A 14,233-nucleotide genomic window follows, 5' to 3' on the forward strand; every position below is an offset into this window, starting at 1 on the left:
CCGCCCGGGGGGCGGAAATTTTACGGGATCATGCCGGGATCGTTGGAGATCATGCGGGAATCATCCGCCGCCGAGCAGCCGCCACAGCTCGAGCGCCAGCACCCCGGCGAGCAGGCCGCCGATGAGGGTCAGCATCAGCGTCTGGCGGCGCTGGGCGCGGGCCAGCCGGATCATGTCGAGGCGGGTCGCTTCGAGGCGGTCCGGCGAACTCAGCGCCTGATGCACCAGGCGCGGCAATTGCGGCAGCGTGGCGGCCCAGTAGGGCGCCTCTTCCTTGATGTGGCGCAGCAGCGCGCGCGCACCGACCTGATTGCCCATCCAGCGCTCCAGGAAGGGCTTGGCGGTGGTCCACAGATCCAGGTCCGGATCGAGCTGGCGGCCCAGGCCCTCGATGTTGAGCAGAGTCTTCTGCAGCAGCACCAGCTGGGGCTGCACTTCCATCTCGAAGCGGCGCGCGGTCTGGAACAGGCGCAGCAGCGTCTTGCCGAAGGAGATGTCTTTCAGCGGCTTGTCGAAGATCGGTTCGCACACCGCGCGGATCGCCGATTCGAACTCGTCCACCCGGGTGTGGGCCGGCACCCAGCCGGCGTCGATATGGGCCTGGGCGACGCGCTTGTAGTCGCGCTGGAAGAAGGCCAGGAAGTTCTGCGCCAGGTAGTTCTTGTCGACATCGGTGAGCGTACCCATGATGCCGAAATCGAGCGCGATATAGCGCCCGTCGGCGGCCACGAAGATGTTGCCCGGATGCATGTCGGCATGGAAGAAACCGTCGCGGAACACCTGGGTGAAGAAGATCTCCACCCCCGCGCGCGACAAGGCCGACAGATCGGTGCCCTGGGCCTGCACCACCTGGGTGCGCGAGATTGGCACGCCGTGCATGCGCTCCATCACCATCACCGACTTGCCGCAGTAGTCCCAATACACCTCGGGCACCACCAGCAGTTTGGAGTCGGTGAAGTTGCGCCGCAGTTGCGAGCAGTTGGAGGCCTCGCGCATCAGGTCGAGCTCGTCGCGCAGATGCTTGGCGAACTCGGCCACCACCTCGCGCGGCTTGAGCCGCCGGCCCTCGGGCCACAGACGGTCGAGCAGCGTGGCGCCGGCATCGAGCAGGGCCATGTCGTGGGCGATGACACGGTCGATGCCCGGGCGCAGCACCTTGATCGCCACCTCGGTGCCGTCCTGCAGGCGGGCGAAATGCACCTGCGCCACCGAGGCCGAGGCCACCGGCGTGCGCTCGAACTCGGCAAACACCTCGTCGACCGGCCGGCCGTAGAGCTTTTCGATGACGGCGATGGCTTCGTCGCTGGGGAAGGGCGGCACGCGATCCTGCAAGAGCGCCAGCTCTTCGGCGATGTCCAGCGGCAGCAGATCGCGCCGGGTGGACAGCATCTGGCCGAACTTGACGAAGATCGGGCCGAGCGATTCGAGCGCCAGGCGCAGCCTGACCGCGCGCGGCTCGGAGAAGCGACGCCAGAAGAAGAGGATGCGCCACAGGCGCACCAGCTGGCCGCTGCGGTCGGCGGTGAGCACCATGCGATCCAGCCCGAAACGCAGGCTGACCACGACGATTTTGGCGAGACGCAACAGACGCACGGGGGGAGGCCAGCGAAAGCAAAAGCGCAATTGTGCCCCAAACGCCGCGGCAGGGGCGCACCGGCGCAGGCCGGGCTTGCTCTCGGGTGACCACATGCTTTAATCAGAAGAAGCCATCGTCATGGCGTCGGCCGGCGCTCGCCGGCTGCCCCCGTGCCTTCTGAGGTGCCCCATGAGCAAGCGTGCACTGACCATCGGCATCAACGACTACCCCGGCACCGACGGCGACCTCGCCGGCTGCGTGAACGACGCCCGCGACTGGGGCGCCGTGCTCGGCGCCCAGGGTTACGAGGTGTCCACGCTGCTCGACGCCGCCGCCACCCGCGACGCGATGGTGGCCCATATCGGCGACCGCGTGGCCGGTGCCAGCGCTGGTGACACCGTCATCATCACCTACTCGGGCCACGGCACCTGGGTGCCGGACCGCTCCGGCGACGAGTCCGACGGGCGCGACGAGGCGCTGTGCCCGCACGACATCGGCGACGGCAAGATGCTGCTCGACGACGACCTGCACGCGCTCTTCGACCAGCGCCCGGCCGGCGTGCGCGTGGTGCTCATCTCCGACAGCTGCCACTCCGGCTCGGTCACCCGTGGCGACGAGGCCGACCTCGACCCCGCCTTGCCGCGCGCCCGCTTCCTGCCGCCGGCCAGCTGGATGAGCCTGGCCGAGCTGGCCGCCTGCCGCGGCCGGCCCGCGGCGCTGATGGGCGGCATGACGCGCACCGGCGGCGACCTGCTGCTGGCCGGCTGCCGCGACACCGAGTTCAGCTGGGACACCCAGTTCCGCGGCCGCCCCAACGGCGCCTTCACCTACTACGCCATCAAGACCTTGCACACCTTGCTGCCCGGCGCCAGCTACCAGCAGTGGTTCCGCGCCATCCGCCACTACCTGCCCTCCACCCGCCTGCCGCAGTCCCCCCAGATCTTCGGCTCGCGCTCCGCCCGCCATTTCGAATTGTTCACCTGACCCCCGCCCACCAAGGAATTGCCCATGCCCACCGACGCCCGCATTCGTCTCACCGGCGCCAGCGCCGCTGCCCGCGCGCCGCGCACCGAGCAAATCGACGTGACCTCGGCCCGGCGCATCACGCCGGGCGCGGCCCGCGGCGGCGAGACCGCCGTCGAGATCGACGCCGACGCGGTGCTGCGGGTCGAGCTGGAAAACGGCTTCGTGCTGTGGTCGCGGGCCGACGACCTGCTGCAAGAGCGCGGCAAGAAAAGCGTCGGGCGCGACGGCGAGGCGGCCTGGCAACTCGACTTCGGTCCGCGACCCGGCCATGCCGGCGGCGGCGCCTCGCGCGGCTGGGTGGGCCTCGGCGTGCGGGTGCTGGAGGCCTTCGGCATCGATCTCAAGGGCGTGGTCGTCGCCAAGCTGGGCGAAGTGCTGGAGGATCGCAAGCTGCATGGCGCACCGGGTCTTTACCGGGTATCGCTCGGCGCCAGCCCCGACCTGCAGCCGGCCGACACGGTCGCGCCGGGCGGCGGCGCGGCGCTGGTCTTCCTGCATGGCACCGGCTCGAGCACCACCGGCAGTTTCGGCGCGCTGTGGGAGAAGGACAACAGCGCCGGCGCGGCCCTGCGCACGCGGCTGGCCGAGCGCTATGGCGAGCGTGTCTTCGCGCTCGAGCACCGCACTCTGACCGAAAGCCCGGTGGCCAACGCGCTGGCGCTGGCCCGCGCCCTGCCGGCCGGCGCCGAACTGCACCTGGTGAGCCATTCGCGCGGCGGGCTGGTCGGCGAACTGATGTGCCTGGGCATGCGCGATCGCGATACCGATCCGCTCGATGGTGCGCTGCTCGACACCTTGTTCGCCGCCGACCGCACCATGGCCGAGCAGCTCGGCCTGTCCTCGCTCGACGGCGAGGCGGCCAAGGCGCGCGATGCCGCCTATGACGCCGATCGCAAGGCCCTCAAGGCGCTGATCGCCGAGCTCGACGCCAAGCAGCTGCGTGTCAGCCGTTTCGTGCGGGTGGCCTGTCCGGCGCGCGGCACCACGCTGGCGGCCGGGCGGCTCGACCGCTGGCTGTCGGTGCTCGACTTCCTGGCTGGCGGCAGCATGCTGGGCGAGGCGCTCGACTTCCTGCTGGCGGTGGTCAAGGCGCGCACCGACCCGCGCACCCTGCCAGGCCTCGAAGCGATGATGCCCGGCTCGGCCCTGACCCGCCTGCTGCAGTCGCCCGATCTCACCGTGACTGCCGATCTGTCGGTGATCGCCGGCGACATCGAGGGCGATTCGCTGTGGCAGCAGATCAAGCTCCTGGCCACCGACTGGTTCTATGGCGCCGACCACGACCTGGTGGTGAACACCGGCTCCATGCTCGGCGGCCTGCGCCGGCCCGAGGGCGCTGCGCGCTACCTGCGCGACGCCGGTGGCGAGGTCAATCACTTCCGCTATTTCACCAACGAGACCTCCGTCAAATGGCTGGGCCACGGGCTGACCCGGCCGGAGGGCAGCGACGGCGGTTTCCTGCCCATCGCCACCGCGCCGCACGAGGCGCCACGCTGGCGCGAGGCGCTGCGCCGCAGCCGTGCCGGTGGTGCGCCGCGGCCGCTGGCGGTGGTGCTGCCCGGCACCATGGGCAGCGTGCTGCAGCAGCGCGGCGAGACGGTGTGGGTGGACTACTGGCGCCTGCTGCGCGGCCAACTCAAGCGCCTGCGCATGGGCCAGCCGGATGTCGAGCCGATCGATCTGGTCGGCGATTTCTACGGCCCGATGGTCGAATTCCTGGCGCGCAGCCACCGGGTCGAGATCTTCCCCTACGACTGGCGCCAGTCGGTCACTGCGGCCGCGGCGCGCCTGGCCGAAGCGCTGACCGACTGGCTGCCCGAGATGGAAGCCTGCGGCCAGCCGGTGCATCTGGTGGCGCACTCGATGGGCGGCCTGGTGGTGCGCGCCATGATCGCCGACGGCGGCGCAGGCACAGCCGCCTGGCAGCGCATCACCGCCTTGCCCAACAGCCGCTTCGTGATGCTCGGCACGCCGAACCTCGGCTCGCACGAGGCGGTGCGCTGGCTCACCGGCTGCAACCCCACCCAGCAGAAACTGGCGCTGCTCGACTTCACCCAGACCGTCACCGGCATCACCGAGATCGTGCGCGACTACGCCGGCTTGCTCGAGTTGCTGCCCTTCGATCCGGCCGACCGCGATTTTGCCGATCCGGCCCTGTGGAAGGCGCTCAAGGCCGAGATGTCGGCGGTGTGGCCGCTGGCCGATGCGGCCGCGCTGCGCAGCGCGCGCGAGACCTGGCGGCGCCTCATCGATGCGCCGCCCGACCCGCGCCACATGATCTACCTGGCCGGCTGCCAGCCGGCGACGGTGGCCGACTACCAGGTGGTGCCGGTCAACGAATGGGAGCCGGCGAGCGAGCGCAAACTGGCCTTCGAGGCCACCGCGGAGGGCGATGGCACCGTCACCTGGGCCTCGGGCCGCCTGCCCGGCGTGCCGGTGTGGTATGTCGAAGACACCGCCCATGACGCGCTGTGCACGCAAAAGCGCGCCTTCCCCGGTCTGCTCGACCTGCTCATGACCGGCACCACCACCCGCCTGCCGGCCACCCCGCCGGCGCGGGCGCGGGCCGGCGAGACGGTGCCGGCGCGCTTCCCGATGCCCGAGGCGCCCTTCACCGACGACTTCCCCGACGAGGCCGCGGTGCGCACCCTGGGCTTCGGTCCGGGAGGACCGGTGGTGATCGGGACCGCCGCCGCGGCAGTGCCGACGCTGGCGGTCAGCATCCGCCATGGCGATCTGGCCTATGCGCGCTACCCGGTGCTGGTCGGGCACTATGCCGGCGACACCATCGTCAGCGCCGAGGCGGCGGTCAACCACCGGCTCGGCGGGGCGCTGTCGCAGCGGCTCAACCTGGGCATGTATCCGGCGGCCAATGGCACCCACGCGCTGTTTTTCAACGAGGTGCCCGAGCACAAGCCGGCCGGCGCGATCGTGCTCGGTCTGGGGCTGGTCGGCGAGTTGTCGCCGGGCCTGCTCGAAGCCGGCGTGCGCAGCGCCTTGATCGACTTCGCGCTGCAAGTCGCGCAGTGGCCCGACGACATCCGCTTTGGCCCGGCCTCGGCGCCGCGCTCGGCGGCGGTCAGCTGCCTGCTGGTCGGCTCCGGCGCCGGCGGCATGCCGGTCGGCACCTCGGTGGACGCCATCCTGCGCGGCGCGGTGGCCGCCAGCGCCGCGCTGGTGGCGCAGGGGCTGGAGAACCGGGTGGTGATCGATGCGGTGGAATTCATCGAGGTGTTCGAGGATGTGGCCATCTCGGCCGCCGAAGGCCTCGAAAACTGCCTGCGCGACGGCGAGTTGGCCGCCCGGGTGCGCTGGGCGAGCCGCGACATCCAATTGGGCGAGGGGCGTCGGCGCCGGGTGCGCTGCGACGAGCTGCCCGACTGGTGGCACCGGCTGGAGATCGTCGAGGAGCCCGGCCGCGAGGCCTTGCGCTTCATCTTCGCTACCGACCGTGCGCGCGCCGAGGAGACCCTGATGGCCGGGCAACTGGCCCTGGCCGATGCCTTCATCGCCCAGGCCTCGGCCTCGCCGGCGGCCAACAGCGAAATCGCCAAGACCTTGTTCGAGATGCTGCTGCCCAACCGGCTCAAGGAGATGGCGCCGCGCCAGAGCCACATGGTGGTGCTGGTCGACGAGCGCTCGGCGCGCTATCCGTGGGAGCTGCTGGAGAACCGCTGGAGCGTGGGCGACCGCCCGCCGGCGGTGGCCGCCGGGCTGGTGCGCCAGCTCAAGGCCGCGCAGTTCCGCGCCCAGCCGGCCCATGCGCCGCATGCCAAGGCGCTGGTGGTGGGCAACCCGGACCTCGACGGCTGGGCCGGTTTCGCCGACCTGCCGGGCGCCCGCCAGGAGGCCGAGACGGTGGTCAGCATGCTGCGCGGCGGCGGCTTCGAGGTGCGCGAGAGCATCGACGAGCGGGCCGACGCGATCCTCGCCGGCGTGCATCGCGACGCCTGGCGCATTCTGCATCTGGCGGGCCACGGGGTGCACGAGATGAGCTGCGCCAACGGCCGCGCGGTGTCGGGCATGGTGATCGGTCGCGATGCGGTGCTCACGCCGGGCGATGTGGAGCAGATGCGCTGGGTGCCCGAGCTGGTGTTCATCAACTGCTGCCACCTGGGCAAGACCGGCGCCGGCGAGTCGGCACGCTTCAACCTGCTGGCCGCCAACCTGGCGGTGCAGTTCGTGCGCATGGGCGTCAAGGCGGTGGTGGCCGCCGGCTGGGCGGTGGACGATGCGGCGGCCAACGCCTTCGCCGCCAGCTTCTACAAGCATCTGCTGGCCGGGCAGGCCTTCGGCGAGTCGGTGCGCGCGGCGCGCGAGGAGGCGTGGTCGAGCTTCCCCGGCATCAACACCTGGGGCGCCTACCAGTGCTATGGCGACCCGAGCTATCACCTGCGCGGCCAGGCCGGCGTCACCACGCCGCGGGCCATGAGTCCGTTCTACGCGCCGTCCGAGCTGGTGGTGGCGCTCGAGAACCATGTGCAGTGGGTGCAGATGCAGGTGCGGCGCCATGGCGACGATGCGGCCGAGCTGGCGCGCCTGCGCGAGGGCATTCCCGCCATTCTCGGGCGGGTGCCGCAGGCGCTGTCCGAGCGCTGGCTGGCGCGCGCCGACGTGGCCGCCGCCATCGGCTTCGCCTGGGGCGAGACCGGCGCCTTCGCCGAGGCGGTCGAGTGGCTCAACCGGGCGCTCGGCGCCGACGTAGGCGACTGCCCGGTGCGGGCGGTCGAGCAGTGTGCCAACTTCAAGGTGCGCCTGGCCGGCCAGGCCTGGTTGCAGCTGCGCGCGTCGTCGGAGGCCGACGAGGGGCGTCGTGCCGCGCTGGTGACGCAGATCGAAGAGGCCATCGCCGAGCTGGACCTGATCTGCCGCCGTGCGCCGACCGAGGAGCGCTACACCCTGCTCGGCAGCGCCTGCAAGCGCCTGGCCTGGCTGCAGGTGGCGCCCGCGCCGCGGCTCGAAGCGCTGATCAACATGGGCAACTACTACCGTCTGGCGATGGAGACGGCGGGCAAGGGGCGCTCGATCTATGGCTTCACCAACTGGGCGCTGGCCGAGGTGCTGGCCCTCGCCCTTGGCGGCACCCCGGGGGCGAGCAATGCCCAGCTGCTCGAAGAATGCGAGGCCATGATCGAGGTAGCGCGCGCCAACAACGCGGCCAATCCCAATTTCTGGGACGCGGCCAGCGAGGCCGATTGCGCGCTGGTGCGGCTGATCGCCAGCGCCCCCAATGCACGGGCAGCACGCCGCGGGGCCGACGAAGTGGGCGGGCTCTACCGGCGGGCACTGGCCCGCGGCGCCAGCCCGCGCCAGCGGGCCACCTTGCAGGAGCATCTGGATTTCCTGGTGGCCTTGTGCGAGGGCACGCGCAAGCCGGTGCGCGATGCCATCACCGCCATCCGCGCGGTCTTGTGAGTGGAGGGATTGATGAGCACCACGGATCGCAGCGAAACGCCGGTCGAGGACTTCCATCTGGATGCCGTGGCGCCACGCGACACGGTGAGCGCCAATTTCCGGCTCTACGAGCTGACCCGCTCCGAGCTGGCCGAGCGGCGCGGCATCGACAACTTTTTCGAGACCGATGCCCAGCTGCAGGCGGCGGTGCATCTGGCGCGCCAGGTGCTGCAGCCGGTGCGTGACGCCTTCGGCCCGTTCACGCCCAATAGCGTGTTCCGCTCGCAGGCACTGGAGCGCGCGCTCAAGCAGCGGCCGGCGAGCTGGATCAGCACCAGCCAGCACACCGCCGGCGCGGCCTGCGACATCGAGATCCCCGGCATGGCAACGCTCGAGCTGGCGCGCTGGGTGGTCAAACACCTGACGGCTTTCGACCAGGTCATCTGCGAGTGCTACGACCCGCGCCGGGGGCCCAATTCGGGCTGGGTGCACGTCTCGCTCAAGCCGCCCGGCGCGGGCGCGAACCGGCGCGCCGAGCTGAGCTACATCCGCGACCCCGGCTCGGGGCGGATGATCTATGTGGAGGGGCTGCGCGCATCGGTGGCCTGATCCCTGCCGTCGGCATGCCGGAGGACGGCGGCGCTTCTTGTATAATGCGCGGTTTTCCAGCCTGATTCGTGCCCATGAGCGCCGACCCGAAAACCCTGATTGCCGACTTGCTGCGCCAGGCGCTGAAGAGCGTCGCGCCCGACCAGGCCGATGCGCCGATCGTGCTCGAGCGCCCGAAGCAGGCCAGCCATGGCGACTTCTCCTCCAACCTCGCGCTGCAACTGGCCAAGCCGATGCGCCGCAGCCCGCGCGATCTGGCCGCGCTGCTGCTGGCCGAGCTGCCCGCCTCGGGGCAGGTGGCCAAGGTCGAGGTGGCCGGCGCCGGCTTCATCAACTTCACCCTCGCCGCCGATGCCAAGACCACCGTGGTCGGCACCGTGCTGGCCCAGGGCGAGCGCTTCGGCCGCGGGGCGCCGAGCGGCACCAAGGTGCAGATCGAGTTCGTCTCGGCCAACCCCACCGGCCCGCTGCATGTCGGCCATGGCCGTGGCGCGGCCTACGGCGCCTCGCTGGCGGCGGTGATGGATTTCGCCGGCCACAGCGTGTCGCGCGAGTACTACGTGAATGACGCCGGCCGGCAGATGGACATCCTGGCGCTGTCCACCTGGCTGCGCTATCTGGCCTTCTTCGACATCGAGGTGCCTTTCCCGCCCAATGCCTACCAGGGCGGCTACGTGATCGACATGGCACGCGAGATCCGCGACGCGCACACCGACCGCTTCGCCAAGGTGACGGTCGAGCAGGTGCTCTCTGGCGTGTGCTCGGTCGAGGCCGACAAGGAAGACCATCTCGACGGCCTGATCGCCAACGCCAAGCGCCTGCTGGGCGTCGATTACCCGTGGATCCACGACTTCGCCCTGACCGAGCAGCTCGGCGACTGCCGCGAAGACCTCGAAGGCTTCGGGGTGCATTTCGACAAGTGGTTCTCGGAGAAGAGCCTGTTCGACACCGGGCTGGTCGATCGCGCCGTGGCCGAGCTCGAAAAGCGCGGCCACATCTATGTGCAGGACGGCGCCAAGTGGTTCCGCTCGAGCACCTTCGGTGACGAGAAGGATCGCGTGGTGCAGCGCGAGAACGGGCTGTTCACCTACTTCGCCTCGGACATCGCCTACCACTTCAACAAATACGAGCGCGGTTTCGACCGCATCATCGACATCTGGGGCGCCGACCACCACGGCTACATCCCGCGCGTCAAGGGCGCGATTGCAGCCCTCGGCCTGCCGCCCGAGAAGCTGGAAGTGGCGCTGGTGCAGTTCGCGGTGCTGTATCGCAACGGCCAGAAGGCGGCGATGTCCACCCGCTCGGGCGAGTTCGTCACCCTGCGCGACCTGCGCAAGGATGTCGGCAACGATGCCTGCCGCTTCTTCTATGTGCTGCGCAAGAGCGATCAGCACCTCGATTTCGACCTCGACCTGGCCAAGAGCCAGAGCAACGAGAACCCGGTGTATTACATCCAGTACGCCCATGCCCGCATCTGCTCGGTGCTGACGCAGTGGGGCGGGGTCGAGCGCGACCTGCTCGACGCCGAGCTGGCCCGCCTCGAAGGCGAGCGCGAACTGGCGCTGTGCGCCCGTCTGGCCGCTTTTGCCGAGGTGGTGCAGTCGGCCGCGGCCGACTACGCGCCGCACCAGGTGGCCTTCTATCTCAAGGACCTGGCCGGCGAATTCCACAGCTGGTACAACGCCGAGCGCATGCTGGTCGATGACGAAGCCCTGATGCTGGCGCGCCTGGCGCTGGCCGCCGCGGTGCGCCAGGTGCTGGCCACCGGCCTGGCCCTGCTCGGCGTGTCCGCGCCGAGCTCCATGTAACCCGCCCGAGGAGTCGATGGCGTGAGCGGTAATCGCAGAACCAGCAAGAAGGCGCCGGCCCGGCGCAGCGGTGGCGGCGTCTTCGTCGGCATCATCATCGGCCTGATGCTCGGCGCGGTGTTCGCCGCCGGCGTGGCCTGGTACCTGACCCGGTCCAATCCCTTCGCCGACCAGACGGTCCCCGCGCCGACCGAGATGCCCGGCCCGCAGGCGCCGCGCGTGCTGCCCGGCAAGCCCGGCGACCGGCCGGTCGAAAAGCCGCAGTTCGATTTCTACAAGATCCTGCCCAAGGGCGACGGCGCGGCCGACGTGCCGACCACCGTCGCACCGGTCGAGGCGCCGACCCCGGTGGCCGAGCGCTTCTACCTGCAGGTGGGCGCCTTCGAAGACCCGACCGAAGCCGACAATCTCAAAGCCCGCCTGGCGCTGATGGGGGTCGAAGCCTCGGTGCAGCGCGGCGAGTCGGCCAACAAGGGCACGGTGCATCGTGTCCGTCTCGGCCCCTACAACCGGGTCGAGGACATGAACGCGGTGCGGGCCGAGCTGGCGCGCGCCGGCATGGAAAGTTCGCTGGTGCGGGTCAAGCCGTGACCGGCGCGGGCGCGCGGGAACTCATCGCGGGCGCCCGCGTCTGAACGAAGCACATCATTGATCAGGGAAGAAAACATGAATCGACGTCACCTGCTTCTGAACATGGCCGCCTTGGCGGGCAGCGCCGCGATCGGCACCCCCGTCTTCGCCCAGGGCGCGAAGTTCGCCCCGGTCAGCCCGGCCCAGCCGACGGCCGACAAGAGCAAGGTCGAGGTGATCGAGTTCTTCCACTACGGCTGCCCGCACTGCCGCGACTTCGATCCGCTGCTCGAGCAGTGGGTGCACAAGCTGCCGGCCGACGTGGCTTTCGTGCGGGTGCCGGCGATCTGGGGCAACCCCCAGCTCAAGGCGCTGGCCCAGCTCTACTACGCGGCCGAAGCGACCGGCGATATCGAGAAAATCCACGCCGACGTGTTCGTCGCGGTGCAGGACGAAAAAGCCCCGCTGACCACCGAGGAAGGCGTGGCCGCCTGGGTGGCGGGCAAGGGCGTCGATGCCAAGCGCTTCATGGATGCCTACAAGTCCTTCGGCGTGCAGAGCAAGCTCCAGCGTGCCGACCAGGTGGCGCGCGCCTACCGCATCAACGGCGTGCCGACGCTGGCGATCGATGGCCAGTGGCTCACCTCCGCCTCGATGGCCGGCAGCCACGAGGCTTCGCTGCAGGTGGCCGACGAGCTGATCGCCAAGGCCCGCAAGGCCAAGGGCCGCGGCTGATACCCGCCGCCGAGCGCCCGACGATGCGCCGTGATGCCGCGAGCCGGCCACGGCGCATTTTCATTACCGGTGCCTCCAGCGGCATCGGCGCCGCGCTGGCGCGCCACTATGCGCAGCAGGACGTGATCCTCGGCCTGGCCGGGCGGCGGCGCGAGGCGCTCGCGGCGCTGGCGGCCGAGTGCGGCGGCCGGGCCCGGGTGTTTGTCGCCGACGTGGCCGATGCCGCGGCGATGGCGGCGGTGGCCGCCCAGTTCATCGAGGCGGTCGGCGTGCCGGACATCGTCATCGCCAGCGCCGGCGTGTCGGTCGGCACGCTGACCGAACATGCCGAAGACGCCGAGGCTTTCGCCCGCGTGATGCAGACCAATGTGCTCGGCATGGTGCATACCTTCCAGCCCTTCATGGCGCCGATGCGCGCGGCCGGCACCGGCACGCTGGTCGGCATCGCTTCGGTGGCCGGGGTGCGCGGCCTGCCTGGCGCGGGCGCCTACAGCGCCTCCAAGGCGGCGGTGCGCCGCTACCTGGAGAGCCTGCGGGTCGAGCTGCACGGCAGCGGCTTGCGGGTGGTGACGATTTCGCCCGGCTACATCGCCACGCCGATGACCGCCATCAACCCCTATCCGATGCCCTTTTTGTTGCCGGCCGACGTCGCTGCGGCGCGCATGGCGCGCGCCATCGCCGCCGGACGCCGGCATGTGGTGATCCCGTGGCAGATGGGCGTGGTCGCCCGGGTGCTCGGCTGGCTGCCGGACGCGCTCTACGACCGGCTGTTCGCCCGAGCCGGGCGCAAGCCGCGCGGCTTGCCGTTGTAGGCGCCGCCGCGGTGTCACGGTCGGCCGGGTAGAAAGCGTCTCTGCCGGCGGCATGCCGGCGCGGGTATCCTGAGCGGCTTCGCCCGCTGGCCTCGCCTCCATGTCCACGCCCTCGCTGACCCCGGTTTACCTCAAGCTGGTGCTGACCACCGCGTTCTGGGGCGGCACCTTCATCGCCGGTCGCTATGTGGCGCAGCAGATGCCGCATTTTCTCGCCGCCAGCGGCCGTTTCCTGATTGCGCTGGTGCCGCTGTTCCTGTTCACGCTGACCGTCGGCGGCGGGCTGAGTCGGCTCAACAAGCGCCAGCTGCTGGGCACCGTATTGCTCGGGGCGACCGGCGTATTCACCTACAACAGCTTCTTCCTCGGCGGGCTGGCCTATATCCCGGCCTCGCGGGCGGCGCTGATCGTGGCGCTGTCGCCGATCATGACCATGGTGGTGATGCGCTTCATCGCGCACGAGCGCTGGACCTGGCTGCGCGTGGTCGGCGTGCTGATGTCCTTGTCCGGCGTGTCGATGGTCATCACCCGCGGCGATTACGCCAGCGCGTTCAGCGGCGCGGTCGGCCGGGGCGAGCTGTACATCTTCATCGCGGTGGCGGCCTGGGTGGCCTATACCGTGATCGGCCGCTATACGCTGGCCGGCATGAGCGCGGCCTCGGCCACCACCTGGTCCACTCTGTGGGGCACCTTGATGCTGCTGGTCCCGGCCGCGTCGGACCTGATGTCGCCGGCGCTGGCTTGGCCGGATGCCTGGTCCTGGGTGGCCATGGCCTACCTGGGCGTGTTCGGCACGGCGGTGGCCTTTTTCTGGTACAACCAAGCGGTGGCGGTCATCGGCCCGGCGCGGGCGACCTTGTTCACCAATCTGGTGCCGGTGTTCGCGGTGGTGCTGTCGGTGCTGCTGCTGGGCGAGCGCCTGGTGATCGCCAGCCTGATCGGCGGGGCAATGGTGATTGCCGGCGTGATCATGGCCAACCGGCCGGGCGCGGTGCGACGGCCCGAGGTGGACTGAGGGGTCAAGTCCGCCGGCATGCCGCCGTAGACCCCAGCAGAAGACAATCCCGCGGGAGACAGGTCATGAACGATGTAAACGAGCGCCGGCAGCGTCAGCGGATTCTGGTCGAGACGCCGCTGGTGGCGGCACCCGGATTCCGTCTCGAATGCGACGGCAAGACGGCGGCGGTGCGCGATGTGTCGCTGGAGGGCTTCTCCATGCATGTGTCCACCGCGCCGGACAGCCATCACGCCTTCGATTTCGTGCTGACGCGTGACGGCGCCGACGGGGCGATCACCGGCCGGGCCCAGGTGGTCAATTTCATCCGCGGCGCAACGGCCGAGACCGGCATCGCCGGCTGCCATGTGACGCATTTCGAGGGCAACGGTCGCGAGCTTCTGGTGCAATGGCTGTCGGCGCATGTGGCGGCAGTGGCCAGCGTGCCGCTGACCGAGCAGGAAGCGCGCGCCATCGTCGACGGTCCCTCGCTGGTCTGAACCGCGCCGGCCTCACGAAACAGGGCGGCCCGCGGGCCGCCCTGTGTCATGGTGAGGCGCGGCCGAAGCCGCGCGCCCGGGCTGCTTACATCCAGCCCTTTTCCTTGTAGTACTTCACCGCGCCCTCATGCAGCGGGGCCGACAGACCGTTCTTGATCATGTCTTCCTGCTTGAGGTTGGCGAAGGCCGGGTGCAGCTTCTTGAAGTCG

Annotated in this window: 11 protein-coding genes; 9 read left to right on the forward strand and 2 right to left on the reverse strand. The window is 70.2% G+C overall.

All coding sequences use genetic code 11. The features are described 5' to 3' along the window. Positions 1-60 precede the first annotated feature (60 nt). Positions 61-1,593, reverse strand: coding sequence for a ubiquinone biosynthesis regulatory protein kinase UbiB (ubiB, locus tag I8J34_RS18545; RefSeq protein WP_214363119.1), 1,533 nt, complete (start codon positions 1,591-1,593; stop codon positions 61-63). Between the two features lie 172 nt (positions 1,594-1,765). On the opposite strand from ubiB, the gene I8J34_RS18550 reads away from it, so the two are divergent. The 9 genes from I8J34_RS18550 (at position 1,766) to I8J34_RS18590 (ending at position 14,024) form a co-directional block, all read left to right on the forward strand. Continuing rightward, complete coding sequence (locus I8J34_RS18550; RefSeq protein ID WP_214363120.1) at positions 1,766-2,560, forward strand: caspase family protein; 795 nt, start codon at positions 1,766-1,768, stop codon at positions 2,558-2,560. A gap of 24 nt (positions 2,561-2,584) precedes the next feature. Further along, positions 2,585-8,017: a DUF7379 domain-containing protein gene (locus I8J34_RS18555; RefSeq protein WP_214363121.1), complete on the forward strand. Its 5,433-nt coding sequence runs from the start codon at positions 2,585-2,587 to the stop codon at positions 8,015-8,017. A gap of 12 nt (positions 8,018-8,029) precedes the next feature. Continuing rightward, positions 8,030-8,605 carry a D-Ala-D-Ala carboxypeptidase family metallohydrolase gene (locus tag I8J34_RS18560; protein ID WP_214363122.1) on the forward strand — a complete coding sequence of 192 codons (576 nt, stop codon included), beginning with the start codon at positions 8,030-8,032 and terminating at the stop codon, positions 8,603-8,605. A gap of 74 nt (positions 8,606-8,679) precedes the next feature. Beyond that, on the forward strand, positions 8,680-10,413 hold the full coding sequence (gene argS, locus I8J34_RS18565; RefSeq protein ID WP_214363123.1) for an arginine--tRNA ligase: 1,734 nt from the start codon (positions 8,680-8,682) through the stop codon (positions 10,411-10,413). A 21-nt stretch (positions 10,414-10,434) separates the two neighbouring features. Beyond that, complete coding sequence (locus tag I8J34_RS18570) at positions 10,435-11,004, forward strand: SPOR domain-containing protein (RefSeq protein WP_214363124.1); 570 nt, start codon at positions 10,435-10,437, stop codon at positions 11,002-11,004. A 75-nt stretch (positions 11,005-11,079) separates the two neighbouring features. Then, a complete protein-coding gene (locus I8J34_RS18575) occupies positions 11,080-11,718 on the forward strand; it encodes a thiol:disulfide interchange protein DsbA/DsbL (protein WP_214363125.1) in 639 nt (212 codons plus the stop codon). Positions 11,719-11,741: 23 nt separating this feature from the next. Next, positions 11,742-12,530 (forward strand): SDR family oxidoreductase, encoded by a 789-nt coding sequence (locus I8J34_RS18580; RefSeq protein WP_214363126.1) that lies wholly within the window; start codon positions 11,742-11,744, stop codon positions 12,528-12,530. Between the two features lie 100 nt (positions 12,531-12,630). Beyond that, positions 12,631-13,545, forward strand: coding sequence for a DMT family transporter (locus I8J34_RS18585; RefSeq protein ID WP_214363127.1), 915 nt, complete (start codon positions 12,631-12,633; stop codon positions 13,543-13,545). A gap of 65 nt (positions 13,546-13,610) precedes the next feature. Continuing rightward, a complete protein-coding gene (locus I8J34_RS18590) occupies positions 13,611-14,024 on the forward strand; it encodes a PilZ domain-containing protein (RefSeq protein WP_214363128.1) in 414 nt (137 codons plus the stop codon). 85 nt (positions 14,025-14,109) lie between these two features. Here the strand turns inward: I8J34_RS18590 and I8J34_RS24700 are convergent. Beyond that, positions 14,110-14,233, reverse strand: a 124-nt coding sequence (locus tag I8J34_RS24700) for a TAXI family TRAP transporter solute-binding subunit (protein ID WP_313798337.1), incomplete at its 5' end; no start/stop codon positions are given.

The organism is Denitromonas iodatirespirans (genome assembly GCF_018524365.1).
Taxonomy (GTDB): domain Bacteria; phylum Pseudomonadota; class Gammaproteobacteria; order Burkholderiales; family Rhodocyclaceae; genus Nitrogeniibacter; species Nitrogeniibacter iodatirespirans.